This window comes from Mesorhizobium sp. M1406 (genome assembly GCF_040317555.1).
Classification (GTDB): Bacteria; Pseudomonadota; Alphaproteobacteria; order Rhizobiales; family Rhizobiaceae; genus Mesorhizobium.
This window is the reverse complement of sequence record NZ_JAMYKW010000020.1, coordinates 45,639-63,138: the sequence shown is the minus strand read 5'-3', so window position 1 is coordinate 63,138 and position 17,500 is coordinate 45,639. Positions and strand designations below refer to the sequence as shown.

General features: G+C 63.3%; 18 protein-coding genes. 13 read left to right on the top strand and 5 right to left on the bottom strand.

Features of this window, described 5'->3' with window-relative positions:
• Window position 1 precedes the first annotated feature (1 nt).
• Genes sdhA through NKH03_RS18365 form a run of 4 tightly spaced genes read left to right on the top strand, consistent with a single transcriptional unit; the run spans window position 2 to window position 3,719 of the window.
• A complete protein-coding gene (gene sdhA / locus NKH03_RS18380) occupies window positions 2-1,837 on the top strand; it encodes a succinate dehydrogenase flavoprotein subunit (RefSeq protein WP_352879830.1) in 1,836 nt (611 codons plus the stop codon).
• A gap of 2 nt (window positions 1,838-1,839) precedes the next feature.
• Window positions 1,840-2,277, top strand: a complete 438-nt coding sequence (locus NKH03_RS18375) for a DUF3052 domain-containing protein (RefSeq protein ID WP_352866263.1) — start codon at window positions 1,840-1,842, stop codon at window positions 2,275-2,277.
• Window positions 2,277-3,056: a succinate dehydrogenase iron-sulfur subunit gene (locus NKH03_RS18370; RefSeq protein WP_352866260.1), complete on the top strand. Its 780-nt coding sequence runs from the start codon at window positions 2,277-2,279 to the stop codon at window positions 3,054-3,056. The genes NKH03_RS18375 and NKH03_RS18370 overlap by 1 nt, the downstream gene beginning before the upstream one ends.
• Window positions 3,057-3,089: 33 nt before the next feature.
• On the top strand, window positions 3,090-3,719 hold the full coding sequence (locus NKH03_RS18365; protein ID WP_352969645.1) for a YceH family protein: 630 nt from the start codon (window positions 3,090-3,092) through the stop codon (window positions 3,717-3,719).
• 55 nt (window positions 3,720-3,774) lie between these two features.
• Here NKH03_RS18365 and NKH03_RS18360 read toward each other — a convergent pair whose 3' ends face one another.
• A complete protein-coding gene (locus tag NKH03_RS18360; RefSeq protein WP_127260082.1) occupies window positions 3,775-4,200 on the bottom strand; it encodes an OsmC family protein in 426 nt (141 codons plus the stop codon).
• Window positions 4,201-4,429: 229 nt separating this feature from the next.
• Between NKH03_RS18360 and NKH03_RS18355 the strand changes: the two genes are divergently transcribed.
• From NKH03_RS18355 to NKH03_RS18345, 3 genes are all read left to right on the top strand, one after another.
• The gene (locus NKH03_RS18355) at window positions 4,430-4,657 is read left to right on the top strand and encodes a hypothetical protein (RefSeq protein WP_352969643.1); all 228 of its coding nucleotides are present in this window, start codon (window positions 4,430-4,432) and stop codon (window positions 4,655-4,657) included.
• Window positions 4,654-5,010 carry a YciI family protein gene (locus NKH03_RS18350; protein ID WP_352969641.1) on the top strand — a complete coding sequence of 119 codons (357 nt, stop codon included), beginning with the start codon at window positions 4,654-4,656 and terminating at the stop codon, window positions 5,008-5,010. Before NKH03_RS18355 ends, NKH03_RS18350 begins: the two co-directional genes overlap by 4 nt.
• Window positions 5,011-5,149: 139 nt before the next feature.
• The gene (locus NKH03_RS18345; protein ID WP_352866251.1) at window positions 5,150-5,677 is read left to right on the top strand and encodes a hypothetical protein; all 528 of its coding nucleotides are present in this window, start codon (window positions 5,150-5,152) and stop codon (window positions 5,675-5,677) included.
• Between the two features lie 9 nt (window positions 5,678-5,686).
• On the opposite strand, the gene NKH03_RS18340 is transcribed toward NKH03_RS18345, so the two are convergent.
• Window positions 5,687-6,964: a ubiquinone biosynthesis hydroxylase gene (locus NKH03_RS18340; protein WP_352969706.1), complete on the bottom strand. Its 1,278-nt coding sequence runs from the start codon at window positions 6,962-6,964 to the stop codon at window positions 5,687-5,689.
• A gap of 99 nt (window positions 6,965-7,063) precedes the next feature.
• Here NKH03_RS18340 and tesB point away from each other — a divergent pair, with 99 nt between their 5' ends.
• The 6 genes from tesB to NKH03_RS18310 all read left to right on the top strand — a co-directional run bounded on the left by tesB (window position 7,064) and on the right by NKH03_RS18310 (window position 14,779).
• A complete protein-coding gene (gene tesB / locus NKH03_RS18335; RefSeq protein ID WP_352866249.1) occupies window positions 7,064-7,939 on the top strand; it encodes an acyl-CoA thioesterase II in 876 nt (291 codons plus the stop codon).
• A gap of 217 nt (window positions 7,940-8,156) precedes the next feature.
• On the top strand, window positions 8,157-8,495 hold the full coding sequence (locus NKH03_RS18330; RefSeq protein ID WP_013528889.1) for a P-II family nitrogen regulator: 339 nt from the start codon (window positions 8,157-8,159) through the stop codon (window positions 8,493-8,495).
• 32 nt (window positions 8,496-8,527) lie between these two features.
• Window positions 8,528-9,883: an ammonium transporter gene (locus NKH03_RS18325; protein WP_502913524.1), complete on the top strand. Its 1,356-nt coding sequence runs from the start codon at window positions 8,528-8,530 to the stop codon at window positions 9,881-9,883.
• A 427-nt stretch (window positions 9,884-10,310) separates the two neighbouring features.
• Window positions 10,311-12,965: a DNA translocase FtsK gene (locus tag NKH03_RS18320; protein ID WP_352969640.1), complete on the top strand. Its 2,655-nt coding sequence runs from the start codon at window positions 10,311-10,313 to the stop codon at window positions 12,963-12,965.
• Window positions 12,966-13,117: 152 nt separating this feature from the next.
• Window positions 13,118-13,801, top strand: a complete 684-nt coding sequence (locus tag NKH03_RS18315; protein ID WP_352866246.1) for an outer membrane lipoprotein carrier protein LolA — start codon at window positions 13,118-13,120, stop codon at window positions 13,799-13,801.
• A gap of 171 nt (window positions 13,802-13,972) precedes the next feature.
• Entirely contained in the window at window positions 13,973-14,779 is an 807-nt protein-coding gene (locus NKH03_RS18310) for an exodeoxyribonuclease III (protein ID WP_352969638.1), read from the top strand.
• Between the two features lie 49 nt (window positions 14,780-14,828).
• Here NKH03_RS18310 and NKH03_RS18305 read toward each other — a convergent pair whose 3' ends face one another.
• From NKH03_RS18305 to NKH03_RS18295, 3 genes are all read right to left on the bottom strand, one after another.
• Complete coding sequence (locus NKH03_RS18305; RefSeq protein WP_352969636.1) at window positions 14,829-15,923, bottom strand: glycosyltransferase family 9 protein; 1,095 nt, start codon at window positions 15,921-15,923, stop codon at window positions 14,829-14,831.
• 263 nt (window positions 15,924-16,186) lie between these two features.
• Window positions 16,187-16,642 (bottom strand): Crp/Fnr family transcriptional regulator, encoded by a 456-nt coding sequence (locus tag NKH03_RS18300; protein WP_352866241.1) that lies wholly within the window; start codon window positions 16,640-16,642, stop codon window positions 16,187-16,189.
• A 120-nt stretch (window positions 16,643-16,762) separates the two neighbouring features.
• Window positions 16,763-17,446 carry a response regulator transcription factor gene (locus tag NKH03_RS18295; protein WP_352866240.1) on the bottom strand — a complete coding sequence of 228 codons (684 nt, stop codon included), beginning with the start codon at window positions 17,444-17,446 and terminating at the stop codon, window positions 16,763-16,765.
• Between the last annotated feature and the right edge of the window lie 54 nt (window positions 17,447-17,500).

The window sequence follows — 17,500 nt, the reverse complement described above, 5'->3', positions numbered from 1 at the left end:
GTTGGCCAAGGACGCAAAACAAGCCAACAGCGCTGGCTACACTTATGTCGACCACAAGTTCGACGTGGTGGTCGTCGGTGCCGGCGGTGCCGGCCTGCGCGCCACGCTCGGCATGGCCGAACAGGGCCTGCGCACCGCCTGCATCACCAAGGTGTTCCCGACCCGCTCGCACACGGTGGCGGCGCAAGGCGGCATAGCCGCTTCGCTTGCGAACATGGGACCCGACAATTGGCAATGGCATCTCTTCGATACCGTCAAGGGTTCGGATTGGCTGGGCGACATCGACGCGCAGGAATACATGGTCCAGCAGGCGCCCGCCGCCGTCTACGAACTCGAACATTACGGCGTGCCGTTCTCGCGCACCGAAGAAGGCAAGATCTATCAGCGGCCGTTCGGCGGCATGATGATGAATTTCGGCGAAGGCCCTCCGGTGCAGCGCACCTGCGCCGCCGCCGACCGTACCGGCCATGCCATGCTGCATACGCTCTACGGCCAGTCGCTGAAGCACAACGCGCAGTTCTTCATCGAGTATTTCGCGCTCGACCTGATCATGGAGCCGGACGGCACCTGCACCGGCGTCGTCGCCTGGAACCTCGATGACGGCACCATCCACCGCTTCTCGGCCAAGATGGTGGTGCTGGCGACGGGCGGCTATGGCCGCGCCTATTTCTCGGCGACCTCGGCGCACACCTGCACCGGCGACGGCGGCGGCATGGCGGCGCGTGCCGGCTTTCCGCTGCAGGACATGGAGTTCGTGCAGTTCCACCCGACCGGCATCTATGGCGCCGGCTGCCTGATCACCGAAGGGGCGCGCGGCGAGGGCGGCTATCTCGTCAATTCCGAAGGCGAGCGCTTCATGGAGCGCTACGCGCCGTCGGCCAAGGACCTTGCCTCGCGCGACGTCGTCTCGCGATGCATGACGCTGGAAATCCGCGAAGGCCGCGGCGTCGGCCCGAAGAAGGACCACATTTTCCTGCACCTCGACCACCTCGATCCTGCCGTTCTGCACGAGAGGCTGCCGGGCATTTCGGAATCGGCCAAGATCTTCGCCGGCGTCGACCTGACCAAGGAGCCGATCCCGGTGCTGCCGACGGTGCACTACAATATGGGCGGCGTGCCGACCAATTACTGGGGCGAGGTGCTCAACCCGACAACACTCAATCCCGACCAGGTGTCGCCGGGGCTGATGGCGGTCGGCGAGGCCGGCTGCGCCTCGGTGCACGGCGCCAACCGGCTCGGCTCGAACTCGCTGATCGATCTGGTGGTGTTCGGCCGCGCGGCGGCGATCCGGGCGGGCCAGGTCATCGACCGCAATTCGGCGATCCCTTCGCCCAATGAGGCCTCGGTCGAAAAGATCATGGACCGCTTCGATCGGCTGCGCCACGCCAACGGTTCGACGCCGACGGCGGTACTGCGCGAGAAGATGCAGAAGGCGATGCAGGAAGACGCTGCCGTGTTCCGCACTCAGGAATCGCTGGACAGTGGCTGCGAACGCATTTCCCGGATCTGGGGCGAGCTCAAGGACATAAAAGTGTTCGATCGCTCGATGATCTGGAATTCCGATCTGGTCGAGACGCTGGAACTGGAAAACCTGATGGCCAACGCCATCACCACGGTCCACGGCGCCGCGGCGCGCAAGGAGAGCCGTGGCGCGCATGCGCGGGAGGATTTTTCGGCGCGCGACGACAAGGTCTGGCGCAAGCACACTCTTGCCAAGGTGAGCGAAGACGGCGAGGTGACGCTCAGCTATCGGCCAGTGCACACCGAACTGCTGCTAAAGGAAGAAAATGGCGGTATCAACCCGGCCAAGATCGCACCGAAGGCCAGGGTGTATTGACGATGGCGCCGACGGCCGCGGGATATTCCGACACGCCCCTTCCGGCCAAGCTCGGCCTGAAGGACGGCATGACCGCCGCCTTCATCGCGCTCCCCCACGACCTTGACGATCTCATGGAAGCCGCGAATTTCTCTTCAGTCGACCGGCTGGCCGATTGGTCGCGGATTTCAGGCATTCGGCTGAAATATGACGCCGTCCATGCCTTCACCCGGCAGCGTGCCGAGATCGAGGATCGCCTCGGTGATGTCGAGGCGGCGATCAAGCGCGACGGCATGGTCTGGGTATCCTGGCCTAAAAAGGCATCGAAGGTGGCTACCGACGTCACCGAAGGCGTCGTTCGCGCCGAGGCGCTGAAGCGCGACCTTGTCGACGTGAAGGTAGCCGCCGTCAATGAAATCTGGTCCGGGCTGAAGCTCGTCATCCGAAAGGACCTGAGGTAATGGTCGAACTGACGCTTCCCAAGAACTCGAAGATCCAGCAGGGCAAGACCTGGCCGAGGCCGGAAGGCGCCACCAATCTGCGCGAATACCGCATCTACCGCTGGTCGCCGGACGATGACGAGAACCCGCGCATCGACACCTATTTCGTCGACATGGACGATTGCGGGCCGATGGTGCTCGACGCGCTGCTGTGGATCAAGAACAAGATCGACCCGACGCTGACCTTGCGCCGCTCCTGCCGAGAGGGCATTTGCGGCTCCTGCGCCATGAATATCGACGGCTCCAACACGCTGGCCTGCACCAAGGGCTGCGACGACATTTCCGGCGCCGTCAAGGTCTACCCGCTGCCGCATATGCAGGTGGTCAAGGACCTGGTGCCCGACCTCACCAATTTCTACGCCCAGCACGCCTCGATCCAGCCATGGCTGAAGACGGTGTCGCCGGAGCCGGCCAAAGAATGGCTGCAAAGCCATGAGGACCGGGAGAAGCTCGACGGGCTCTACGAGTGCATATTGTGTGCCTGCTGCTCGACCTCGTGCCCAAGCTACTGGTGGAACGGCGACCGCTATCTCGGCCCGGCAACGCTTTTGCAGGCCTATCGCTGGCTGATCGATAGCCGCGACGAGGCCAAGGGCGAGCGGCTCGACGATCTCGAGGATCCATTCAGGCTCTATCGCTGCCACACCATCATGAACTGCGCGCAGACCTGCCCCAAGGGCCTCAACCCGGCCAAGGCGATCGCCGAGATCAAGAAGATGATGGTGGAGAGAAGGGTCTAGGCGGCAGGTTGGTTGCCGGCGCGAACAAATCCAATGAGCGATGATCTTCCCATCCTTTCCCCCGTCGAAGTCCGTGTGCTCGGCTGCCTGATCGAGAAGAAGGAGCTGACGCCGGATGTCTATCCGCTGACGCTCAATTCAGCACTGGCCGCCGCCAACCAGAAGACGGCGCGCGAGCCGGTGATGGCGCTGGAGCAGGCCGAGGTGCACCGGGGGCTGAAGCTGCTCGAACAAAAGGGGCTGGTGCGGCAGATGTTCGGTTCGCGCGTCGAGCGCTACGAGCACCAGATGGCGCAGCGCTTCTCGCTGACCACGCCGCAGACCGCTTTGATCGGCCTGCTGTTGCTGCGCGGGCCGCAGACGGCACATGAACTGCTGGCGCGGAGCGAGCGCATGGCACGGTTCTCATCGATCGAAGATCTGCGTGCCGAGCTCGATATGCTGATCGGCCGCCGACCGCCGCTCATCCAGGAAATCCCGCGCGGACCAGGCCAGCGCGAGGACCGCTACGTGCATCTCCTCAGCGGCCCGGTGGACGTTGCAACCCTTTCGGCGCAGCGGAGCGCGTCGGTCCTGCCTGCTTCCGACCTGGAGGCGCGGTTGGAGGCGCTGGAGCAGGAAGTCGCCGCACTTCGCGCCCGGCTAAACGCGCTGGGCGCGTAGGCCCCGGCGCGCGCCTGTGCGTTCGCGCCGGGTCTTCACACCGGATGCGGCGTTGTCAGCCGAGCCTGGCGTCGAGCGATACGTTGATGGCGCCGAGCGCTTTCGAGACCGGGCATCCGGCCTTGGCCTTTTCGGCCAACTCCCCAAACTTCGCCGCATCGATGCCCGGCACCTTGCCGACCACGGTGAGGGCGCTGCCGGTGATACCGGTGCCTGGAACCAGCGTCACCACCGCCTTGGCGTCGAGTTCCGTGGCGGGCGTGCCGTTCTCGGCCAAGAAATGCGAGAACTGCATGGCAAAGCAGCCGGCGTGTGCGGCGGCGATCAGCTCTTCCGGATTGGTGCCGGATTTGCCGCTCTCGTCCTCGAAGCGCGCCTTGAACGAATAGGGCGTGCCCTTCAGGGTTCCGCTCTGCGTGTCGAGCGTGCCCGTGCCCTCTTTCAGATTGCCTTTCCAGACGGCGTTTGCTGTGCGGTCCATGAAGTCCTCCTTGGTTTCGTGGCTGGGGTCGTCGTTGCTGGTTGCCTGGGTGAACCGGCGTCCAGTCAACTATAGCGCGCGCCGACGCGAAGGCCACTGCGCTCTTTGAACCGCTGCACGGGTGGTGGCCAAATTCTTTTCAAGAAAATGCGCGTGCAAAAATGTCGACTTTGGTCTGCCTCGCCCGTCCTGCGGGCGGCCACGGATTTGTGGCCGGATGGAGGTTCGCATGGACAATCTGTTTTTCGCACTGTGGAAAGGCGCAGGGCACAAGGCCGGGCGACCAGAAGAGTTCTGGCTGCATCCGCCGGCGTCCGGCTTTGGCCGGCTTCTGGCGGCGGTTGCCATCATCGGGATCGCGGCATGCCTTCTTGACCATGTGGCGGCGGTCAAGGGCAATGCTGACACCCTCGTCGCCGCATCCTATGGTTCGACGCAGCAAGGGAGCTGGAAATGAAATATGTCTGCCTGGTCTATGGTGAGGAAAAGGACCTCCATGCCATGACGCCGGAGCGTCTGGCCAAGCTCGATGCCGATTCGATGGCTCATGACCGTTCGTTGGATCAGCGTGGGATACTGATCATCGCCCAGGCGCTGCAATCGGTGAAAAATTCGAAGACCCTTCGCAGGCGCAAGGGCAAGAGCCTGATCACCGACGGCCCGTTCGCCGAAACCAAGGAGCAATTGCTCGGCTTCGTCATGATCGAGGCTGATAATCTTGACCAGGCGCTGGAGATCGCCGCCGAGATTCCGCTGGCCGAAATCGGAACTATCGAGGTGCGCGCGATCTACGATGTGCCGGGATCGTAGAGCCCTGCCATGCATTGCGGCCACGTGAACCAGGCGTTCGGTTGAGCCAACGTCCTGGTACATGGTCGTGCGCAACGTTTGCGTGTTGAAGCAATGCCGGAGTTCTCCTATCGTCGCCGGGATTTTGGGGGATGTCGTCATGCCGTTCTTGATTGCTATTTTTGGCGTGTTGGGCGCGGCGGCGTTCTGGTGGTATCGGATGAAGGCGATGAACGATGCGGCTCGCGAGGTCGCGGACGTCGTCGGGCGCGTGCAAGGCAACATCCGCCGCAAGAAGCTGCGCAAACAGGCGGCCCTGTCGCCGTTGACGGCGATCGACGATCCGGTGGTGGCCGCGGCGACGCTGATCACCGCCATCGTCTCCGAGAATGGGCCTATCCTGCCGCAGCGCGAGGCCGTCATTCGCGCGGTGATTTCCGAGATCGCCGACAAGAAGAAAACGGACGAAGCGGTGGTCTACGCCAAATGGGCGGCGGCACAGATCGACGACACCACTGTTGTCATCGACAAGCTGGCGCCGTTCCTGCGCGAACGCCTCGATGTCGCCGAGCGAAACGACCTGCTGCGGATGGTCAACCGCGCCGCTCAAGGCGGCGAGAAACGCCTCGAGATATCCGACCAGCGCATACTGCGGCTGCGGCAGAAGCTGGGCTTCGAGGTGAACTGAGGACGGCGCTCAGATCGCCTCGCCCTTCAACAATCGAGGCGTGCTAGGGGACAGGCCCGATGCCTGGCGGATAAAAAACTCCTTCAGGCGCGGCATGCGTTCGACCAAGCCGAGGCCGATGTCGCGGACGGTGCGCAGCGGGCCGATGTCGTTGGAAAACAGCCGGTTCAGCACATCGGTCGTGATGCCCATCTGCACCGTGTCGAAGCGGCGCCATTGCTGGTAGCGTTCGAGCACGTCGAGCGCGCCGATGTCTTGGCCGAGCCGGTCGGCCTCGACGATCACCTCGGCAAGTGCGGCGACATCCTTGAAGCCGAGATTGAGACCCTGGCCGGCGATCGGGTGGATGCCGTGGGCGGCGTCACCGGCGAGCGCGATGCGGGGTGCTACGAAGGCACGCGCGATGGTGAGGCCGAGCGGCCAGGCGCGCGGCTTGTCGGCAACGCGGATTTCGCCGAGCTTCAGGCTAAAGCGTTGTTCGAGTTCGTGCTCGAAGATGAGGTCGTCGCCGGCCACCAGCTTCTCGGCATCTTGCGTGCGCTCGACCCAGACGATCGACGAGCGGTTCGTACCGTCATCACCGGGCTTCAGCGGCAGCGTGGCGAAGGGGCCGGCCGGCAGGAAATGTTCTTCGGCACGACCGTTGTGCGGGCGTTCATGCGCAACCGTGCAGACGATGCCGGACTGACCGTATTCCCATTTCACCGTCTTGATGCCGGCCATGTCGCGCAGCTTGGAGTTGACGCCGTCGGCGGCGATCAGCAGCCGCGCCTTCAGCGTCGCGCCGTCGGCGAGATGCACGGTGATGCCGGCGCCGTTGGTTTCCAACCCCTGTACCGCGACGCCCTCGATGATGTCGATGCCGAGTTTTTCGGCGCGGGCCCGCAAGGCACCGTTCAGCACCTTGTTGGCGACCATATGCGCAAAGGGCTCGCCCGGCGCCACTTCGCCGTCGAAAGTCAGGAAGACCGGACGCACCGGATCGGAGGTGCGCGAATCGGTGATGATCATCTCGGTGATCGCCTGCGCCTGCGGCGCGATCTCGGCCCACACGCCGAGCTGCTCAAGCATGCGGCAGGCGGCGGCGGCAATGGCCGAAGCGCGGCCATCTCTTTGCCAGACACCAGCGGGCGCGGCATCGACGAGAGCGATGGCGAGACCCGGGCGCGCCTGCTTCAACGACACGGCGCTGGCCAGGCCGACATAGCCGGCGCCGGCGACCAGAACATCGAGCCCGGACTTTGTTTTCGCGCTTGGCCTGGTTTTAGCGTCCGCCTTGCGTTCCATCATCTTCGCTCCTTGCGCGCCGGCCGGGTCTTCAACCCTTGACTGCATGTCCGTCCTGTCGGAAACCGCCATAACACTTCCGCGGCGAGGGCGAGAAATATGACGGCAGCCATGGACGAGCTTCTCGGCATTCTCGACCTCGAGAAGCTGGAACACAATCTGTATCGTGGTCGCAGCCCCCTGCTCGACTGGCAGCGCGTTTTCGGCGGCCAGACCATCGCGCAGGCGCTGGTCGCGGCGCAGCGGACCGTCGATCCCGATCGCCACGTGCATTCGCTGCACGGCTATTTCATGCGGCCCGGCGACACCAAGGTGCCGATCGTCTACGAGGTCGACCGCATCCGTGACGGCGGCTCCTTCACCACGAGGCGCGTGGTGGCGATCCAGCACGGCCAGGCGATCTTTTCGCTGGAAGCGTCGTTCCAGCAAGACGAGGTCGGTCTCGAGCACCAGGTGCCGATGCCGCAAGATATTCCGGGGCCAGACACCTTGCTGTCGCAGCGCGAATTGCTGGGCAAATTCGGCGAGGCTGTGCCCGAAGGCATCAAACGTTACTGGGACCGCGACCGGCCGATCGAGATGAAGCCGGTGATGCTGAAGCATTACACCAGCCGCGAAAAGCTGGAGCCGAAGCAGAACATCTGGATCCGCACCACCGGTCCGGTGCCGGCGGATCGCGCCATCCAGTCGGCGGTGCTCGCCTATCTCTCCGACATGACGCTGCTCGACACGTCGACCTTCGCGCATGGCCGCGCCATTTTCGATCGTGACATCCAGGCGGCGAGCCTCGACCATGCCATGTGGTTCCACCGCGGCCACGCGCTCGACGACTGGATGCTCTACACGCAGGACAGCCCGTCGACACAGGGCTCGCGCGGCTTCACGCGCGGGTCGCTGTTTGCCCGCGACGGCACGCTGATCGCCTCGGTTGCGCAGGAAGGGCTGATCCGGCTCAAGCGATCGCCTGCAGAGTAGGCATTTTGCGAAAATTGCCTAATTTTTAAGCAGATGCTTCGCCGCAGCTATGGGCAGGTTGCATCGCGACACTTCCCAATCTCTTTGTTTACAACGGGTTAACCCCCTGCTTCGGCACTTGGCACGGAGCTTGAATCCTCGTGGGCACTCTCCGGCTCTTTGGGATCGGTGAAGTCGTACAAACGCGGGGGACCGCAACAGCAAAGGGTGAAACCTTATGAAAATCGTGATGGCAATCATCAAGCCGTTCAAGCTCGACGAGGTACGCGAAGCGCTTACCGCCGTCGGCATCCAGGGCCTGACCGTCACCGAAGTCAAAGGCTACGGGCGTCAGAAAGGGCATACGGAAATCTATCGCGGGGCGGAATACGCGGTCAGCTTCCTGCCGAAGATCAAGATCGAAGTCGCGGTTAGTGCCGACATGGTCGACAAGGCCGTCGAAGCCATCACCGCCGCCGCCAAGACCGGCCAGATCGGCGACGGCAAGATCTTCGTTTTCGGCATCGATCAGGCGGTGCGCATCCGCACCGGCGAAACAGACACCGACGCACTCTGAGCGGCGAACACGTATTCCAAATGGAGAGTTCAATGAATATTCCTTCCACCTTGAAGACGACGGGACGCGCCGCCCTTTTGGGCACGCTCGCTCTCGCGGCATTGGGCACGGTCGCCGCCTTCGCGCAGGAAGCGGCTCCCGCCGCCGCCGCGGCCGCGCCGGCTGCTGCCCCGACCCCGGTGCTCGACACCGGCAACACCGCCTGGATGCTGACCTCGACGGCGCTCGTGCTGATGATGACCGTCCCGGGTCTGGCGCTGTTCTACGGCGGCATGGTGCGCAAGAAGAACGTGCTCGCCACCATCATGCAGAGCTTTGCCATCACCTGTCTGGTGACGGTGCTGTGGTTCATGTTTGGCTATTCGCTGGCCTTCTCCGACGGCGGCGGCATGAACAGCTATCTCGGCGGCACCTCGAAATTCTTCCATAACGGCATCACCACTGCTTCGCTGTGGCTGCCAGGCGTCGCGAACATTCCTGAATTCGTCTTCTCGATGTTCCAGATGACCTTCGCCATCATCACCCCGGCGCTGATTGCCGGCGCCTTTGCCGAGCGCTTCAAATTCTCGGCGCTGCTGATCTTCATGGCGCTGTGGCTGCTCGTCGTCTACGTGCCGATCGCGCATTGGGTCTGGGGTGGCGGCTTCCTCGGCACGGCTGGCGTGCTCGACTTTGCCGGCGGCACGGTCGTCCACATCAATGCCGGTGTCGCGGGTCTTGTCTGCGCACTGGTTCTCGGCAAGCGCGAAGGCTACGGCACCACCAACATGGCGCCGCACAACCTGGTCTATTCGGTGATCGGTGCTTCGCTGCTGTGGGTCGGCTGGTTCGGCTTCAACGCCGGTTCGGAACTGGCCGCGGACGGCCTTGCCGGCGCTGCCATGCTCAACACCCAGGTCGCAACCGCCGCGGCGGCTCTGGCCTGGATGTTCGCCGAATGGATCGTCGCCAAGAAGCCTTCCGTGCTCGGCATCATCTCGGGTGCGGTTGCCGGCCTCGTGGCGGTGACTCCTGCCTCCGGCTTCGTCAACCCGACCGGCGCCTTCATTGTCGGCATCGTTGCCGGCGTCGTGTGCTATCTCTCGGCGGTCAAGGTCAAGCACATGTTCGGCTATGACGACTCGCTCGATGCCTTCGGCGTACATGGCGTCGGCGGTGTGATCGGCGCCCTGCTCACCGGCGTGCTCGCCGACCCGGCGATCAACAGCCTCGGTGCAGGTGCTTCGCTAGGCAAGCAGATCTACGGCGTTGCCGTCACCATCGTGTGGACGGCTATTGCCACCTTCGTGATCCTCTACATCGTCAAGGCGCTGGTCGGCCTGCGTCCGACGACCCAGGAAGAGGTCGAAGGCCTCGACATCTCCCAGCATGGCGAAGTGGTGCCGTAAGGCCAGCTTAGCCGCGGGGCCGGTGGAACCTCCTTCCGCCGGCCCCAAGAATCCCGTCGTGACGCTCCCGAAAGGAGTTTCACGCATTGAGGCCCGGATCACGTCCGGGCCTCTTTTTTGGCAAACCGTTCCGGCAAGGGCCGGTTTGGCGCAATCACGTGATCAAGATTTTTCAGGAACCGTCGACCGTATCGGTTCCGAACTGTGGGGACGATCGTCGTTCTGAACGGCCACCGTCAGGACCGCGGCGATCAGGATCCGCAGGCCGAGGTCCGGCATTCGAAGCGGCTCAACCGGTGGTAACGAGGTTTGATCACCTCAACCCCTTATAGTTAATGCGCCTTTAACCTTCCCACCGATAGTCTGAGACCCGAATCTGCCGGAGTGCGCCACGCACCCGGCGAGTCCATGACAGACGGGGAAGAGCATGCGTTCAGGGGCTTCAGCACCGCTCGCGCTGGCCGATACGGGGCACGGCATCCAGGCGTTCGCGCGGCGTCAGGTCGGGCGGCTGGTCGGCGCCGGGCTGTTCGCGCTCACCGCCTTTGGCGTTGCCAGCCTTGCCACCTGGAACGTCGCCGATCCGAGCTTTTCCCACGCGACGAACAACCCCGTCACCAACGCCATGGGCTATGCCGGTGCCGTGTTCTCCGACCTCGCCATGCAATTCTTCGGTCTTGCCGCCGTCGCGGCGCTGGTCCCGACGGTCATATGGGGGTTCCTGCTGTTTTCCGCGCGCGGCGTCGACAGGCTGCCCAAACGTGGGCTGTCCTGGTTCGGCTTCGCCCTGCTGGCCGCTGCAATGGCGGGCTGCGTGGTGCCGCCCAAGACCTGGCCACTGCCCACCGGCCTCGGCGGCGTGTTCGGCGACATGGTGCTGAAGATCCCCAGCATCGTCATCGGCGGCTATCCGACCGGGCTGATCGCCAGCATCATCGCCATCCTGCTGGCCGCACCCGCGCTGTGGCTCTTCGCCCATGGCTCGGCGCTGATCGGACGCAAGAACGGCTTTGCCGTCATGGAGGACGAGCCCGCCGCCGATCCGCGTGAGGACGACCTTCTATTCGACAATGACGAGGACGAAGGCGACGAGGGCATCCTGGCGCTCGGGGCAATTACTCATTGGTGGCTCTCGTTCCGCGCGTGGATGCACCGCCGCGCCGTGCGCCGCAGGCAGGAGCGCGACGAGTACGAGCCGGAGATGGAACAGCGCTCCACCGCCTGGCGGCGCGCCGCCGAACGGGTCGAATCGGCCGAGTTCGCCGAATTGCGAATGAGCCCGGATGGCCGCGCCCGCGTCGAGCCCGAATTCTTCGCCGCCATGGTCAATGACCGAGGCGCCTCGCTCGATCCCGACGATGCCGATATCTTCGAAGTCGGCGACGACATGGATTTCGAGCCGGAACAGGAGCCCGTCAGGCGCGGTACCGCCAAGGTCCAGCCGTTCCGCTCCGATGCCGCCACCCGCGTCGAGGCACCGGCACCGCGCCCTGCTCCGGGCGCCCGCGTGCAGCGCGAGGCGCAGACATCGCTGATCGGCTCGGAAAAATTCGAAATGCCGTCGCTGCATTTCCTCTCCGAGCCGAAGAACGTGGTGCGCGACGCCAGCCTGTCCAAGGATGCGCTGGAGCAGAATGCGCGCCTGCTCGAAGGCGTACTGGAGGATTTCGGCGTCAAGGGTGAGATCATCGCCGTCCGTCCGGGTCCGGTGGTCACGCTCTATGAGCTCGAGCCGGCGCCCGGTATCAAATCGTCGCGCGTTATCGGCCTGTCCGACGACATCGCCCGCTCGATGAGCGCCATCGCCTGCCGCGTCGCCGTGGTGCCAGGCCGCAACGCCATCGGCATCGAACTGCCGAACGCCAAGCGCGAGACCGTATATCTGCGCGAGATTCTGGCCAGCCGTGATTTCGAGACGACCAAGGCCAAGCTGGCGCTGGCGCTGGGCAAGACCATCAATGGCGAGGCGGTCATCGTCGACATCGCCAAGATGCCGCACGTGCTGGTCGCCGGCACCACCGGCTCGGGCAAGTCGGTCGCCATCAACACCATGATCCTGTCGCTGCTCTACCGGCTGACGCCGCAGGATTGCCGGCTGATCATGATCGATCCGAAGATGCTGGAGCTCTCGGTCTATGACGGCATCCCGCATCTGCTCACGCCCGTTGTCACCGATCCGAAGAAGGCGGTGGTGGCGCTGAAATGGACCGTGCGCGAGATGGAGGACCGCTACCGCAAGATGTCCAAGGTCGGCGTGCGCAACATCGACGGCTTCAATGCCCGCGTCAGCCAGGCCGACAAGAAAGGTGAAAAGATCTCACGCACCGTGCAGACCGGCTTCGACCGCCAGACCGGCGAGGCGATCTACGAGACCGAGAACCTCGATCTCGAGCCGATGCCCTATATCGTCGTCATTATCGACGAGATGGCCGACCTGATGATGGTCGCCGGCAAGGACATCGAGGGTGCCGTGCAGCGCCTGGCGCAGATGGCGCGCGCCGCCGGCATCCATGTCATCATGGCAACGCAGCGCCCGTCGGTCGACGTCATCACCGGCACCATCAAGGCCAATTTCCCGACCCGCATCTCCTTCCAGGTAACGTCGAAGATCGACAGCCGCACCATTCTGGGCGAGCAGGGCGCCGAGCAGCTGCTCGGCATGGGCGACATGCTCTACATGGCCGGCGGCGGCCGTATCCAGCGCGTGCACGGCCCGTTCGTCGCCGACGAAGAGGTCGAGAGGATCGTCGCGCATCTGAAGCTGCAGGGCGTGCCGGAATATCTCGACGCCATCACCGAGGATGACGGCGAGGACGACCACGAGCCGTCCGGCAAGGGCGGTTCCGGCGGCGGTGGCGGCAACAGCAATTTCGAGGATTCCGACGATCCTTACGATCAGGCGGTTTCCGTGGTGCTGCGCGACGGCAAGGCCTCGACGAGCTATATCCAGCGCCGGCTGGGCATCGGCTACAACCGCGCCGCCTCGATCATCGAGAAGATGGAGAAGGAAGGTATCGTCGGCCCGGCCAACCATGCCGGCAAGCGCGAGATCCTGGTGCCGACCGAAGAGGACAAGTTCTGACCAGAAGGCCTGACCCTTGTGACATCCCGGTCTCGCAACCTTGAACCTTTCAAGACGTTGAAGCGACTGAGGGACGCCCGACCCGCCAAACTTCAGCCTAACTGGGGGTCCAAGCACCAGAGCAACTCAGGAATCAGATGAGAGTGACCGACATGAGAAATGATCTTTCAGCACTCAGCAAATTTGCTCCCTCCCGGCGTCGGTTGCTGGGCCTCGGCTTGGCGTTCGCAGGGGCGGCAGTCTTCAACGCGGTGCCCGGCTTCCAGGTGCTGGCTTCGGCGCAGGCGGCCGTGCCGGCCGCGGCACAGAAGATCGCCGACCATTTTTCCTCGGTCAAATCGATGAGCGGCGAATTCGTTCAGTTCGGTCCCAAGGGCGAGCAAACCGGTGGCAAGTTCTTCCTCGAACGGCCGGGCAAGATTCGCTTCAACTATGACGGCTCTTCAAACTTCCGGGTGATTTCAGACGGCAAGTCGGTGGTCATCCTGAACAAGAGGCTCAACACGTCCGATCTCTATCCGCTGTCGAAGACGCCTTTGAAGCTGCTGCTCGACAACAGGATCGACCTCTCCGGCGACCGTGTCAAAAGCGTCAAGGAGGAGGATGACCTCACCACCATCCAGCTCGCCGACAAATCGGTGTTCGGCAATTCGAGGATCACGATGATGTTCGATCCGAAAACCTTCGATTTGCGACAGTGGACGATCACCGATGCGCAGGGCAAGGATACGACGGTGATGATCTTTAACACCAAGGAAGGCGTCAGCTTCGCGCCGGACACCTTTGCCATCGACTACACGGCGAACCGCGAACTCAACACCAACAAGCCGCGCTAGGACCAATCGCTCCAATAGCTGTGGAAAGCACCGGGCCGCGCCTTGTTGGGCGTTGCCCGGCTTGTCTTTGCGGCTTGTGGCTGGCAGTTTCCCAGACTGACTCCGTCAAAAGGCGTCTTCCCCGTCAGGGCCCACTGGTTCTGCCGGCTGTACGCTGTCCTGGATTGCCAAATGCCCCTTTCCATCGCCACCTGGAACATCAACTCCGTTCGGCTGCGCATGCCGATCGTCGAACGCCTGCTTGTCGAGCATGCGCCCGACGTGCTCTGCCTGCAGGAAACCAAGGTTCCAGACGAGCTGTTTCCCGAAAAGGCCTTCCGCAAGCTCGGCTACGAGCACATCGCCTTCCATGGCCAGAAGGGCTATCACGGCGTCGCGACGGTAGCGCGGCGGCCGATCGAAGTGGTCGAGAAGCGACGCTTCTGCGAGATCGAGGACAGCCGGCACCTCTCGGTGAAGGTGCGGGCCGGCGGCAAGGCGATCCTGCTGCACAATTTCTACGTCCCGGCGGGCGGCGACGAACCGGATCCCGTCATCAACAGGAAGTTCAAGCACAAGCTCGATTTCGTCGCCGAGATGAATGCCATCCGGGCCGAGCATGGCGAGGTGTCCGGCTCGGTGCTGGTCGGCGACCTCAACATCGCGCCGCTCGAACACGATGTCTGGTCGCACAAGCAATTGCTCAACGTGGTCAGCCACACACCGGTCGAGACGGAGAATTTCGAGGCCATGCGCCTCGCCGGCAACTGGGTCGACCTGATGCGGCTCAACGTGCCGCTTGAGCAGAAGCTCTACACCTGGTGGAGTTACCGCGCGCGGGATTGGGAAGCGTCGAACCGCGGCCGGCGGCTCGACCATGTCTGGTCGTCGCCAAATCTGGTGCCCAGCTTCTCCGGCTACGAGATCCTGCGCCTGGCGCGCGGCTGGGAGCGCCCGTCGGACCATGTGCCTGTCATCGCGCGGTTCGATCTGGATTAGGTGTGTCGATATTCAGGTGAGGCCTGCCTGACGCTGCGGCCAAACAAATTCAAACGGCGCGCCTCAAGTCCTTGTCTGTGTCAGTGTCCCGAAACTGCTGCGAAGGTAGGCCTTCTGTCTTGTCCGCGTGATCCAGCAGATTGGGATGGTCGCGGTGGCGCGTCGCCAGCATTCGCCGGGCCGCTTCTATGATCTTCGGCGCCGGGACATTGGCGACCAGGCCGGTTGGACTGGCATGGCGGGACTCGATCACGTCCACGTTGTTCGAAAGCGGCCTCCAACGGGCCATGTTGGCGCCGCCGCTGACGATAATCATCGGCGTCATCACCGTGGCCATGAGATGCGCGATACCGCCTTCGGCGCCAATGTAGAGATCGGCAAACTCTCCGAGCGCCAGCAGAACATCACTGACATCGACACCCTCGACCGTGCTGGTATCGACAAGCCGCACCTTCGGCACGCGTTGAGCCAGTTCAGCCATGTCCGGGCCGTCACCCGGGGTTTTCACATAGATAAGGTTCGCACCGTCGGCGATCATTCTGTCGGATACCGCGACAACCTGATCCGCGGTCAGTCGCTTGCCGCCATCACCATGCGCCGCGATAATGATCAACGGAGCATGCTTGCCTTCCACCAGACCCCTGGCCGTCGCCCGCGCGGCCGGGGCGGGTTCCAGCCGGTGATCGAAAGGCAGCCGTCTGCCGGCAAGACGCTCGATGAGGCGGTGGTAGCGCCATGCATTGCGCTCGGGCCGTGCTTCGGGTTTCTGACCGGGGCGCCAGGAAAGAGCGAAGGCCGGAAAGTTGGCTTCATAGGCGATCCCGCGGCCGAGAAGCGAGCCCCAGGTCTGGATCAGCCAACGCCCCGAGATGCGGAAATCGACAACGGCCAACCGCTCCTTGCCCTTACGGTGGCTGGCCACGAGTTGCATCAGCGGCGTCCGGACATTGATGGCATCGACCAGATGGCCGGCATGGCGATTGAGGACATGTTCAAGGGTCGATGGCCCGGTGGTCCCGTAGACGATAAAGCTGTCGGGGAAAGCCGTTCTGGCGGCGCGCAGAGCCGGAATCCGGACCAGTCCGTCGCCGAACGCGTCGTTGCGGGCATACAGGATGATCGTCTCGTACCGAGCTGGCAGCATGCCTCGCTCCCCCGGGAGCCTGGTGGTGGCGGTGCCTATTAAGCCGCCCGCCTTCGAGGGGTTCTGTAGGATTTCACCTCTTGCCTGTCAACGGAACCGCGGGTCCTCGGGTCCGGGCAGCGGGATGACCGAACTGTCGGCTTTTCTCCCACTCACCCCAGTGGCTGACAAAGGCATTATGAGCCTCGCCCCGTTCCGTCGCCATGAACAGCAGGTCATTTTCGGTAGTGCGTAAAAGCTGGAAGTCTATTTGCGCCTCCGCCTCAGCCGGAGAAGCGCGGCGCCAGCTTTTCGATGCGGCGGATCATCGCCTGAAAATCCTCCAGGATGCGCTGGTGCAACTGCACCGCCACTTCCGGGTATTCCTCCAGGATGCGGCGGAACATCTTGCGGCTGAGCCGTATCACTTCCGAATCGATTTCGGCCGACGCGCTGGTCAGCCGGTTGGTGTCGGCGATCAATGCCAGTTCGCTCAGGATCGTGCCGGGGCCCGCCGTGCCTATCGGGATGCGTTCGCCATCATGCTCCCGATAGAGCACGATGCGGCCGCTGACCACGATATAGGCCGAATCGGCCTCGTCCTCCTCGCGGTAAAGCTTGTGGTTGGCACCCAGCCTGGTGTTCTCGGCGCCAAAGGCGAGCAGGCGCAATTGTTCCTGCGTGAAGCCCTCGAAGAGCCTCACGGCGGACAGGATGCGGATGTCGTCATCCAGCGCCATCTAGCTGTGTCCCCGAACGGTCAGTCCAATCCCTCCTTTGCGGGCAGATCCAGAACCCCCTCCAACTGGATCGTACCCGAAAGCGGCCCCGCCCCGGCCGCTCATTGGATAATGAAATGTTTAAGGAACCAGCTTGTAGCCACCGCTTTCTGTCACAAGAATTTCAGCATTGGAAGGATCGCGCTCGATCTTCTGACGCAGCCGGTAGACATGGGTCTCCAGCGTGTGCGTGGTGACGCCGGAATTGTAGCCCCACACTTCCTCAAGCAGCACGTCGCGCGTCACCACCTTCTGGTCGGCGCGATAGAGATATTTGATGATCGAGGCCTCCTTCTCCGTCAGTCGCACCTTGGCGCCGCGCGGGTCGATCAGCAGTTTCTGGCTGGGCTTGAAGGTGTAGGGCCCAACCGAGAAGGTGGCGTCCTCGCTCTGCTCATGCTGGCGCAATTGCGCGCGGATGCGGGCGAGCAGCACGGCGAAGCGGAACGGCTTCGTCACATAGTCGTTGGCGCCGGCTTCGAGACCAAGGATCGTATCCGAATCGGTGTCGTGGCCGGTGAGCATGATGATGGGCGCCTTGTAGCCGCCCTTGCGCAGGATCTTCACCGCTTCGCGGCCATCCATGTCGGGCAGCCCGACATCCATGATGAGCAGATCGATGAGGCCGCCGCGCGCGGCGGCGACACCTTTTGCCGCCGTCGATTCCTGCAGCACGTCGAATTCCTCGTAAAGGGACAATTGCTCGACCAGTGTGGCGCGCAAGTCGTCATCGTCGTCGACGATCAGAATGGTGCGTGAAGTCATGGATCAATCCGTTGTTTTGAAAAGAAAATTCAGTTGACCGCTGCCTGTTTATGC

Coding starts and splice junctions, on each gene's coding strand:
- NKH03_RS18375 (WP_352866263.1), top strand. CDS start 1,840: ATGGCGCCGACGGCCGCGGGATATTCCGACACGCCCCTTCCGGCCAAG.
- NKH03_RS18370 (WP_352866260.1), top strand. CDS start 2,277: ATGGTCGAACTGACGCTTCCCAAGAACTCGAAGATCCAGCAGGGCAAG.
- NKH03_RS18365 (WP_352969645.1), top strand. CDS start 3,090: ATGAGCGATGATCTTCCCATCCTTTCCCCCGTCGAAGTCCGTGTGCTC.
- NKH03_RS18360 (WP_127260082.1), bottom strand. CDS start 4,200: ATGGACCGCACAGCAAACGCCGTCTGGAAAGGCAATCTGAAAGAGGGC.
- NKH03_RS18355 (WP_352969643.1), top strand. CDS start 4,430: ATGGACAATCTGTTTTTCGCACTGTGGAAAGGCGCAGGGCACAAGGCC.
- NKH03_RS18350 (WP_352969641.1), top strand. CDS start 4,654: ATGAAATATGTCTGCCTGGTCTATGGTGAGGAAAAGGACCTCCATGCC.
- NKH03_RS18345 (WP_352866251.1), top strand. CDS start 5,150: ATGCCGTTCTTGATTGCTATTTTTGGCGTGTTGGGCGCGGCGGCGTTC.
- NKH03_RS18340 (WP_352969706.1), bottom strand. CDS start 6,964: ATGGAACGCAAGGCGGACGCTAAAACCAGGCCAAGCGCGAAAACAAAG.
- tesB (WP_352866249.1), top strand. CDS start 7,064: ATGACGGCAGCCATGGACGAGCTTCTCGGCATTCTCGACCTCGAGAAG.
- NKH03_RS18330 (WP_013528889.1), top strand. CDS start 8,157: ATGAAAATCGTGATGGCAATCATCAAGCCGTTCAAGCTCGACGAGGTA.
- NKH03_RS18325 (WP_502913524.1), top strand. CDS start 8,528: ATGAATATTCCTTCCACCTTGAAGACGACGGGACGCGCCGCCCTTTTG.
- NKH03_RS18320 (WP_352969640.1), top strand. CDS start 10,311: ATGCGTTCAGGGGCTTCAGCACCGCTCGCGCTGGCCGATACGGGGCAC.
- NKH03_RS18315 (WP_352866246.1), top strand. CDS start 13,118: ATGAGAAATGATCTTTCAGCACTCAGCAAATTTGCTCCCTCCCGGCGT.
- NKH03_RS18310 (WP_352969638.1), top strand. CDS start 13,973: ATGCCCCTTTCCATCGCCACCTGGAACATCAACTCCGTTCGGCTGCGC.
- NKH03_RS18305 (WP_352969636.1), bottom strand. CDS start 15,923: ATGCTGCCAGCTCGGTACGAGACGATCATCCTGTATGCCCGCAACGAC.
- NKH03_RS18300 (WP_352866241.1), bottom strand. CDS start 16,642: ATGGCGCTGGATGACGACATCCGCATCCTGTCCGCCGTGAGGCTCTTC.
- NKH03_RS18295 (WP_352866240.1), bottom strand. CDS start 17,446: ATGACTTCACGCACCATTCTGATCGTCGACGACGATGACGACTTGCGC.